Source organism: Mycobacterium sp. E740, from assembly GCF_001672895.1.
Lineage (GTDB): Bacteria > Actinomycetota > Actinomycetes > Mycobacteriales > Mycobacteriaceae > Mycobacterium.
Genome location: NZ_LZKP01000188.1, coordinates 1 through 6,167 on the forward strand (window position 1 = coordinate 1; position 6,167 = coordinate 6,167).

At 68.8% G+C, this 6,167-nt stretch carries 7 protein-coding genes and 1 pseudogene; 6 read left to right on the top strand and 2 right to left on the bottom strand.

Annotation, left to right across the window (positions count from 1 at the left end; translation table 11 throughout):
• The 6 genes and pseudogenes from A5663_RS18565 to A5663_RS18590 all read left to right on the top strand — a co-directional run.
• Positions 1–302: pseudogene (locus A5663_RS18565) on the top strand (O-succinylbenzoic acid--CoA ligase); the annotation flags it as partial.
• Positions 303–345: 43 nt separating this feature from the next.
• Positions 346–960, top strand: coding sequence for a pyridoxamine 5'-phosphate oxidase family protein (locus A5663_RS18570; RefSeq protein WP_068152434.1), 615 nt, complete (start codon positions 346–348; stop codon positions 958–960).
• Positions 961–1,074: 114 nt separating this feature from the next.
• Positions 1,075–2,430 (top strand): hypothetical protein, encoded by a 1,356-nt coding sequence (locus A5663_RS18575; protein ID WP_068152415.1) that lies wholly within the window; start codon positions 1,075–1,077, stop codon positions 2,428–2,430.
• Between the two features lie 51 nt (positions 2,431–2,481).
• Complete coding sequence (locus tag A5663_RS18580; protein ID WP_068152418.1) at positions 2,482–3,717, top strand: molybdopterin-dependent oxidoreductase; 1,236 nt, start codon at positions 2,482–2,484, stop codon at positions 3,715–3,717.
• A 2-nt stretch (positions 3,718–3,719) separates the two neighbouring features.
• Complete coding sequence (locus A5663_RS18585) at positions 3,720–4,226, top strand: hypothetical protein (RefSeq protein WP_068152421.1); 507 nt, start codon at positions 3,720–3,722, stop codon at positions 4,224–4,226.
• Positions 4,226–5,269, top strand: coding sequence for a YncE family protein (locus A5663_RS18590; protein WP_068152425.1), 1,044 nt, complete (start codon positions 4,226–4,228; stop codon positions 5,267–5,269). The genes A5663_RS18585 and A5663_RS18590 overlap by 1 nt, the downstream gene beginning before the upstream one ends.
• On the opposite strand, the gene A5663_RS18595 is transcribed toward A5663_RS18590, so the two are convergent.
• A complete protein-coding gene (locus tag A5663_RS18595) occupies positions 5,266–5,895 on the bottom strand; it encodes a methyltransferase domain-containing protein (RefSeq protein WP_068152428.1) in 630 nt (209 codons plus the stop codon). The genes A5663_RS18590 and A5663_RS18595 overlap by 4 nt on opposite strands.
• A partial coding sequence (locus A5663_RS18600) for a DUF2064 domain-containing protein (protein WP_156744551.1) occupies positions 5,895–6,167 on the bottom strand: 273 nt, incomplete at its 5' end. The genes A5663_RS18600 and A5663_RS18595, both read right to left, overlap by 1 nt.

Here is a 6,167-nt window from a genome sequence, read left to right on the forward strand (position 1 = left end):
GCGGCGGTTTGACCGTGATCCCGCACATCGTCGAGGCGGTGCTCGTCGCGCATCCGGCGGTCGGCGAATGCGCGGTGTTCGGGGTGCCGGACGAGCGGCTGGGGCAGCGCGTGGCTGTGGCTATCGTGCTCGCGACCGGATTCGCCGCCCCGACGCTCGCCGAACTGCGCGAGCACGTCGCCGCCACCCTGGACGCCACCGCGGCGCCCCGCGAGATGCACGTCGTCGACGACCTGCCGAGACGCGGAATCGGCAAGATCGACCGCCGGGCGCTCACCGCGCGATTCGCCGGACCGCGCTGAGCTCGTGCCGGCCGCCGAGGATGATTTCGAGGATGATGTAGCGATGCGCCGCGAAGTCAGCACCGTCGAGGAGTTGCGAGCCGTCGTCGGTCAACCGGACCACTATGTCGCGAACAAGGTCAAGGACCGCCTGTCGCCGGTGCAACGCGACTGGCTCGCGCATTCGCCCCTGTGCTTCGTCTCGACGACGGACGCGCACGGCCGCGTCGACGTGTCCCCGAAGGGCGACCCGCGGGGGTTTGTGCACGTCGTCGACGACGCGACGATCGCCATCCCCGAGCGGCCGGGCAACAAGCGCGTCGACGGCTATCTCAACGTCCTGCAGAACCCGCATGTCGGCACGCTGTTCGTGGTCCCCGGCCGCGGGGACACGTTGCGCATCAACGGCACCGCGCGAATCCTCTCGGACGCCGACTATTTCGACGCGCTGAGCGTGGCGGGTAAACGACCGATCCTTGCGCTGGAGATCGCGGTGGAAGAGGTCTTCTTCCACTGCGCCAAGGCGTTTCTGCGATCGGACGCGTGGGACCCGTCGACCTGGAACCCGTCGGCGCTGCCGAGCGTCGCGCAACTGCTCAAGTCGATCCGCTACGACTGGAGCCAGGCTCAGCTCGACGAGTACTACAGCGAAGAGAACACCCGCACGCGACTGTATTGACGCTGTCGTCCGCCGCGAGGGACCGCAGTTGTACGCGACACGCCGCAGTTTCTCGTACAGACACGGTCGCTCGCGCGGGAGAGGTGCACCCCCGGCCACCACTAGGGTGGCGAGATGCAGACGGGTCGCAGAGAGACGGTGGCGGTCGGCGTCGGCGTGGTGCTCGTCGTCGCGGCGTTCGTCGTCCCGCATCTGCACCTCGGCATCGTCACGCCGCTGCTCAACGCGACGCCGAAACGCCTGCACGACTTCGCCGAGGCCGCCCCGATCTTCGGGTGGCGCAACGCGCACGTCGGCTGGGGAACCATTCCCGCCATCCTGATCGGCGCCGCGGCCGTGCTCTGGGGGCCCACGCTGGCGCAGCGGCTACCGTGGCGCGCCGTTCCCCTGGTGGCGTGGGCGACGTCGTGTGCGTGGGCGTTCTCGCTGGCGATGATCGACGGTTGGCAGCGCGGCTTCGCCGGCAGGCTGGCCGACCGCCACGAGTACCTGACACAGGTCCCGACCGTCACCGACATACCGCATGCGTTGCGCACATTTTCCGACAGAATCCTTGACTACCAGCCGGATTCGTGGATCACCCACGTGTCCGGGCATCCGCCGGGCGCGCTGCTGACATTCGTGTGGCTCGACCGCATCGGGTTGGGCGGCGGCGCGTGGGCAGGCCTGCTGTGCCTGCTGGTCGGCTCGAGTGCGGCCGCGGCGATCCTGGTCGCGCTGCACGCGCTGACCGAGGAGAACACCGCGCGGCTGGCCGCGCCGTTCGTGGCGGTGGCGCCGACCGCGATCTGGATCGCGGTGTCGGCCGACGGGTACTTCGCCGGCGTCGCGGCGTGGGCCATCGCGCTGCTGGCTGTGGCCGTCGGCCGCGAAACGCGTTGGCGGGCATTGGCCGCCGCGGGTGCGGGACTGCTGTTCGGCTGGGGCATCTTCCTCAACTACGGGCTCGGCCTGATGGCTCTGCCTGCGCTGGCTGTGCTGATGTGCGCGCCGGATTGGCGGGCCGCGATGCGCACCGCGGTGCCTGCGGTTGTCGTCGTCCTCGCCGTGGTGGGTCTCTTCGCGTTCGTCGGTTTCTGGTGGCTCGACGGTTATCACCTGGTGCAGGAACGGTATTGGCAGGGAATCGCCACCGACCGGCCGTTCCAGTACTGGGCGTGGGCCAATTTGGCGTCGGTGGTCTGCGCGATCGGACTGGGCAGCGTGGCGGGTCTGGGCAGAGTATTCGACATCGCGGCGATCCGGCGCCGACCCGGGTTGCACATGATCCTCATCGGCGCGCTGGCGGCAATCGTGTTCGCGGACTTGTCCATGCTGAGTAAGGCCGAGACCGAACGCATCTGGCTGCCGTTCACCGTCTGGCTGACGGCTGCGGGGGCGTTGCTTCCGCCTCGTTCGCAGCGCTGGTGGCTCGCGGCCAACGTGGTGGGCGCGCTGCTGTTGAACCATTTGATTCTGACGAATTGGTAACGGTCGCGGGTCGTCTGCAGACCTGGACGCGTGACGCTGGACTCTATTGACATGGTGTTCCGCTGGCGTAGCCCACTGCGCGGCCTGTGGTTCACGTCGGTGTTGGGATCGGTGCTCCTGATCAGCTTGCCGATCGTCATCCTGACCGGACTGCTGTCCTACGTCGCGTACGGGCCGCAGTTCGGTCAGGCCATCCCGGCCGACGTCGGCTGGCTGAAACTGCCGACCTTCGACTGGCCGACCGATCCGTCGTGGCTGTACCGGTTGAGCCAGGGCGTGCACGTCGGATTGGGATTGGTGCTGATCCCTGTCGTGCTCGCCAAGTTGTGGTCGGTGATCCCGCGTCTGTTCGCGTGGCCACCGTCGCGGTCGGTCGCCCAGGTCCTGGAACGTGTTTCGTTGCTGATGCTGGTCGGCGGGATTCTGTTCGAGATCATCACCGGCGTGCTGAACATCCAGTACGACTACATCTTCGGTTTCAGCTTCTACACCGCCCACTATTACGGGGCGTGGGTTTTCATCGCGGGCTTCCTCGTGCACATCGCGATCAAGATTCCGCGCATGCGCACCGGCTTGCGATCGATGTCGCTGCGGGACGTGTTGCGCACCCGGCGAGCCGCTACGAGACCCGAGCCGTACGACCCCGACGGTTTGGTGGCCGTCGACCCGATGCCGGCGACGATCAGCAGGCGCGGGGCCTTGGCGCTGGTCGGCGGTGGCGCGCTGTTCATGGCGGTGCTCACCGCGGGACAGACGATCGGCGGCTTCGCCCGTCACGCGGCGCTGCTGTTACCGCGGGGGCGTACCCGCGGCAGTGGGCCCAACGATTTTCAGGTCAATCGCACTGCTGTGGCGGCGGGGATCGCCCCCGAACAGACCGGAGAACGGTGGCGACTCATCCTGACCGGTGGGCCGACGCCCGTTTCCGTGGACCGTGCGGCGCTCACCGCGATGACGCAGCACACCGCCCGGTTGCCGATCGCGTGCGTGGAGGGCTGGTCGACGACCGAGACCTGGGCCGGCGTCCCGCTGCGCGAGCTCGCTCGGCTGGCCGGCGTTCCGCAACCGAGATCGGCGTTCGTGCAGTCGATGGAACGACGCGGTGTGTTCAACAGCGCCACCCTGCAGGCGAACCAGATCGCACATCCGGACTCGCTGCTGGCGTTACGGGTCAACGGCGCGGAGCTGTCACCGGACCACGGCTTCCCGGCCCGGATCATCGTCCCGGCCTTACCCGGCGTGCACAACACGAAGTGGGTCCGGTCCATCGAATTCAGGGTCGGCTGAGCATGTTTCGCCGCATATACGGTTCCAATCCGTTGCATCTGCTGACCGTGACCGCCGGCTTCGCTCTCTTCGGCTATGTGGTGGCCACCGTCGAGCCCGCGACGTTGTGGAACCCGGATGTCTGGTGGCAGTCGATCGCGGTCTGGTTCGCCGCCGCGATCATCGCGCACGACCTCGTGTTGTTCCCGATCTACGCGCTGGCGGACCGGTTACTGGTCGAGTCCACGAACCGGCGATCGGCGACGCGATTGCCGGTGCTCAACTACATCCGGGTGCCCGCGCTCGGAGCGGGTCTGACGTTCCTGGTCTTCCTGCCAGGGATCATCGAACAAGGTGGCCCGACCTATCTGGCCGCCACCGGTCAGGTCCAAGACGGGTTTCTGGGCAGATGGCTGCTGCTCACCGCGGTCATGTTCGGCGTCAGCGCGGTCGCGTACGCAATCCGCTTGGCGACGGTCGTTCGCGCCGACGCCGGCCCATCGAGCGAAGGGACACCGGCAAGAACGTGATGAACGTCCTGAAGGCGACGCTCCGCTTGGTCGCCGCAGCCGCACTGCTCGCTGGGTGCGCCGACGAACCCCCGGCGCAGCCGTCCGCCGCGCCGGTGACGTCGGCGGCCGCGGCAGAGCCTGCCCTCGCGGGCGCCCCGACCGTACCGCCGGCCGGAAAGGTGGTGCCGTTCCCGGGCGGACCCGAGGGCATCGTCATCGGAACATCGGGAATCGCGGCCGTCGCGGTACGCGACCCGGCGGCCATCGCGCTCGTCGACGCCTCGACCGGCGCTGTGCGCCAGTCGATTTCCACGGCCGGCGCGGCTCGACACCTGAGTCTCGCCGGACCCGACGGGCCGGTTCTGGCACCGCTCGAGACGTCCGACGAGCTCTCCGAACTCAGCCTTGCCGACGGCAGCGTGGTCTCGACGGCGAAGGGTGTCGGCCGCCAGCCTCATGACGCGGTGCGCACCGCCGACGGCACGATCGTCGTCACCAGCGAGCTGGGTGGTGGCGTGGTGTTCGTGCGGGACGGGGCGGTGATCGCCTCGCTGCCCGCCGGCCCACCGCAACCCGGCGGGGCCGCCGCCGTCGGAAGATACGCCGCAGTCGCCGATGTGCAGGGAAACGGCGTCTGGGTGTACGACGGTTCGAGTCGTCAGCAGGTCGCGCACGGCCCTGTCGGCACCAAGTTGACGCACGCCGTGGCGTTGTCCGAGGACCTGGCCGCCTTCGCCGACACCGACGGGAATGCCGTCCTCATCGAACGGGTCACGCCGCAGATCACCGAAGTCGCCCGCGTCGACGCGAAGGGGAAACCCTACGGGTTGGCGTATGACGCTGGGCGGCGCAGGCTCTACGTCACGCTGACAGCCACAAACCAGCTGCAGGTGATCGACATCGCCGACGCCGCGAGGCCGCGACAGCTCGGCGTCCTGCCGACCATGCAGCAGCCGAATTCCGTTGCGGTCGACCCGCGTTCGGGTGCGGCCCTGGTGACCGGCAGTACGCCGCGCGGCACCCTGCAAATCGTTCCGGAAAATCTGCTGCCCGACCCCTAGGACAGCGTGAGGCTCGCGACGACACGGTTTCCGATCGGATGGACGCGGGTCAGCGCCAGCCCGGCGTTCTCGGCGATACCGGCCGCGCAGTCGATCCCAACTGACGCCCACTGGAACCACGGACCGACCGTCCGCGAAGACTCCAGCCTCACCCAGCCCGTGTTGATGCCGGTGTTCAGCGCTTCGAACTCGGCGATGCAGCGGCCGCCCTGGCGCAGCAGTTCGGCCGCCCGGCGCAGCACCCGCAGCGGGTCGCCGCCGAGGCCGACGTTGCCGTCGGCGAGCAGCACCGTCTGCCAACGGCCGGTGCCGGGCAGTTGGCCGAACACGTCCCGCCGCAGCACCGGCGCGCCGTTGCGCCGGGCCAGCCCGACCGCCGTCGCGGACTGGTCGACGCCGAGCGCGGGGATACCGCGCCGGATCAGCTCGCTCACCAATCGTCCAGGGCCACAACCCAAGTCGATGGTCGGGCCTTCACACAGCTCGACGACCGCCCGGTCGAACCGGCCGTCGGCGTGCACCCCGCCGATCCAGCGGTGCACCGGGAGGTTGCGCACCTCACCGTCGTCGTGGCGGATCCAGCAGCGTTCACCGTCGAGGGCGCGGTCGTAGAGATGGCCGAACATCAGATGCGCACCGAGTCGGTTGCGCGCAGGAATCGGCTGTCCGCCAGGCATTTTCGACGGACGGTCTCGAGGTCGTCGACGGTGTCGAAGTCCGCGAGCTCGTCGACCATCGCGACGTCGATCCCACCGTTACGCAACGCCGCCGCCGTCAGCGCGCCCGTGTCTGGTTGCGACATCGGAACGGTGCGCAGGCAATCGGCCATCTCTGGCCGCGAGACGCCCAGCACCCACCATCCGCCGTCCTCGGCAGGACCGAGCACCGCGTCGCAGCC

What these genes read in the sequence shown, in the direction of transcription:
- A5663_RS18575 (WP_068152415.1), top strand. Translation starts at nt 1,075, where the DNA reads ATGCAGACGGGTCGCAGAGAGACGGTGGCGGTCGGCGTCGGCGTGGTG.
- A5663_RS18585 (WP_068152421.1), top strand. Translation starts at nt 3,720, where the DNA reads ATGTTTCGCCGCATATACGGTTCCAATCCGTTGCATCTGCTGACCGTG.
- A5663_RS18580 (WP_068152418.1), top strand. Translation starts at nt 2,482, where the DNA reads ATGGTGTTCCGCTGGCGTAGCCCACTGCGCGGCCTGTGGTTCACGTCG.
- A5663_RS18590 (WP_068152425.1), top strand. Translation starts at nt 4,226, where the DNA reads ATGAACGTCCTGAAGGCGACGCTCCGCTTGGTCGCCGCAGCCGCACTG.
- A5663_RS18570 (WP_068152434.1), top strand. Translation starts at nt 346, where the DNA reads ATGCGCCGCGAAGTCAGCACCGTCGAGGAGTTGCGAGCCGTCGTCGGT.
- A5663_RS18595 (WP_068152428.1), bottom strand. Translation starts at nt 5,895, where the DNA reads ATGTTCGGCCATCTCTACGACCGCGCCCTCGACGGTGAACGCTGCTGG.